Origin of the sequence: Trichococcus sp. (assembly GCF_049589555.1) — a bacterium.
Lineage (GTDB): Bacteria > Bacillota > Bacilli > Lactobacillales > Aerococcaceae > Trichococcus.
The window spans coordinates 1-3,135 of sequence record NZ_JBAWAZ010000303.1 but is presented as its reverse complement, the minus strand read 5'-3'; the positions used below and the strand labels follow the sequence as shown (position 1 = coordinate 3,135).

Here is a 3,135-nt window from a genome sequence, read left to right as displayed (position 1 = left end):
CATCAAAATTACGGAGGTCGAGTATGGCAACAATTGAAACGTACCAAAGATCTGCATTGAAGAAGACCAATCCATTGTTAACTAAATTGCGCACGACAGTCGAAACTGCTTTCTACGGCAGCAATATGCATGAAGTGACGACACTTGCCGAAGCTTATGAATTGGCGAAAACATCCCCAGGGGTTATCGTAACCGACCTTCCCATCAAAGAGACGGCTAAGTTGGGCCTGCCTGAAGACGCCAAAGTGCTTGTTGAAAACGGCGGCAAAATAGTCGGACGGACCGCTAAAGCAAGAAGGATCGTAGGCGAGGACAAAGCGGAAGACGAGCAATTGATTGCGCTGGTCCGTGAAGTCATCTACCAGAACCGCACGAAAAAATACCACCAGACTACCGGCTATGTCGGCTTGGATGAAGAGTTCATCATCAAAGCGCACATCGCATTTCCGGAAGGCAACGAAAACAATCTTTACTCCTGGTTGTTGAATTTCCAGTGGGCCAATGACACGTACAACGAATTGTACGCGCATTCAAAAAAATATGAAGAAGGGGATATCTACATCTATACGGATCCTGACTGGCGCCATCCGGATTATCCGCTGGGTCTGGCCTACTTTGAACCCGATCATAACGTCGCCTGCATTTTGGGTATGCAGTATTTTGGGGAATTCAAGAAAGGCACGCTATCCCTTGCCTGGGGTACCGCGCATCGCAACGGCTACGCTTCCTGCCACGGCGGCCTGAAGAAATTTGTGTTGGAAGACAAGAAGCGCGTCTTTGCTTTCTTCGGTTTGTCCGGTTCGGGCAAATCGACGCTGACGCATTCGAAGCACAACGGAAAGTACAAAGTGAAGGTTTTGCATGATGATGCCTTCATCATCGATCTGCTCGACGGTTCATCGATTGCATTGGAACCGGCTTACTTCGACAAGACCCAGGACTATCCGGCAGATCATCCGGAGCAGGAATATTTCCTGACTGCACAGAACGTAGGCGTGACGAAGGATGTGGACGGAAAACGTGTCTTGGTGACGGAAGACATCCGCAACGGCAACGGCCGTACCGTCAAGTCCCGTTACGTGACGCCTGACAGAGTGGACAAGTTCCATTCGGCGATCGAGGGCATCTACTGGATCATGAAAGATGACTCCTTGCCGCCGCTCGTCAAAATCGAGGATCCGATCCTTGCCGCCACTTTCGGAGCGACGTTGGCGACGAAACGGTCGACTGCGGAAACCGCCAGAAAGGGCGAAGACAGAGACCGGTTGGTTATCGAGCCTTACGCCAATCCGTTCCGCGTCTATCCGTTGATCGAAGATTATGAAGATTTTAAAGCTCTTTTGAGCAAAGAGGCAGTGGACTGCTATATCATCAACACCGGCGCTTTCCTGAATAAGGACATCACCAAAGACGTAACATTGGGCGTGATCGAAAGCATCGTCGAAGAGACCGCCGCATTCAAACCTTTCGGAGACGGTACCGGATTGGCGTACTTGGACGTGCCTGGCTATGAACCGCCGCTGCAAGACGAAAACTACAAAAAGCTGGTCAAAGAACGGATGACGATGCGGATTGAGTTCCTGGAGACGTTCAACCAAGAACACCCGGATTTTCCGCTTCCGGATGAAGCCATCCATGCATTTGACCAGATTGTCCAGTCTCTGTAAATGTCAGCAGATCGGTTGATCACTGATCTGAAAAAAAAAACCAGCAGCATTGTCCCCGTCAATCAGGAATAATGCTGTTGGTTTTCATTTATTGTCGTGTCAGCTCTTTTGGAGTGGGATATTGATGCAGACCGTCAAACCTTTTTGGGCTCTGTCCAGTCTGATTTGCCAATCATATTTATCAGCGATGGAAGAAACCACAAACAGTCCCAAACCTGACCCGTTGCTGCCTTTGGTGGTGAAGAAAGGATCGAACAAGTCATTGCTCTCCAATCCTTCCGCGATTCCGGGTCCATCGTCTGTGATTGACAGGACAGCGAATTCCTTGTCCTTCGTCACAATCGAACGCTTCTGCAATTCTGCATTGCATTCGGCATCAGCGTTTTTCAGCCTGATCGTGACATTGCCGGGACCTTTGTCGATTGCTTGGAAGGCATTGGTCAGTAGATTATACAGAACTACCTGCAAGTCCTGCTTGTCAAAGCCTTCAACCAGTATGTCCGGAGCGATGTCACTCACGACTTTGATGCTCTTCGGCGTCAGAATCGTGATTTCGGATATGGTGTCTTTGAGCACTTGCGTAAGGTCATGCGCGGTATCTTGTTGTCCTTCACTGACCTTGGAAAAACGCAATACGTTTGTGGAGAGATCCTTGCCTTTTTCCGCCGCAAGGTAGATTTCCTTCAGTTCGCTGACCAATTCCTCGTTCTCGGCATAGTCTTCCATCAACAACTGGGCATTTCCCAGGATAGGGGTCAAGAAATTGTTCATGTCGTGCACGATGGTCGTGGTCAAAAGGCCGATCGCTTCCAACTTGCTTTCTTTTAGGATCCGTTTTTCCAGGCGATGGCGTTCATTTTCGAATTTTTGCTTTTCGATTTGGCGCTGACTTTCTTCATAGGCCTGATTTTTTTTGTTGTAGCCCCTTATCAGAAGAATGAAGATGAGAATTATAGCAGACATCAGCAATAATAGGCTCAATAGGATATAATTGTTTTGAATAGGTACGCGGTTGTGCTCGTAGAAGTCCGAATTCAGCGCGACCACCCAGTGGGCCTCACCGATGTCGATCCACTTGAAGGCGCCCAACTTCAATACCTTGGTCGGGTTCTCCTCATTCCACCAATACGAATAATAGCTGAGCGTCCCTTCCTGTTGGCTAAGTTGGGCTTCCTCCAGACGCCTCAGATCGGAAAGGTCAAGATCTGGGAATTGCGCTTGGCGATCGGATATGATATCTAATCCCACCTGGCTTTCCACAGGATGGATGACGACTTCCATAGCGGCGTTCTTCACCAAAGGGTAGCCGCTGTAGTCACTTGTGTCGCTGAATATATCTGCCTTGAACATGTTCTCCAAGTTCAAAGGCGCGACGAAATATCCCGTTACTTGCCCCTCCGCGTCAAGGATAGAGGCATAAAGATTGACGAAGGACTGATTTTCCAGGAAATATTCGCTGCTGTTCTGG

2 protein-coding genes are annotated in these 3,135 nt (G+C 49.0%); one reads left to right on the top strand and one right to left on the bottom strand.

The window, feature by feature from the left end; genetic code table 11:
* Window positions 1-23 precede the first annotated feature (23 nt).
* Window positions 24-1,667: a phosphoenolpyruvate carboxykinase (ATP) gene (locus WBV27_RS10600; protein WP_424201900.1), complete on the top strand. Its 1,644-nt coding sequence runs from the start codon at window positions 24-26 to the stop codon at window positions 1,665-1,667.
* A gap of 99 nt (window positions 1,668-1,766) precedes the next feature.
* Here WBV27_RS10600 and WBV27_RS10595 read toward each other — a convergent pair.
* The coding region (locus WBV27_RS10595) for an ATP-binding protein (protein ID WP_424201898.1) at window positions 1,767-3,135 on the bottom strand (1,369 nt) is incomplete at its 5' end.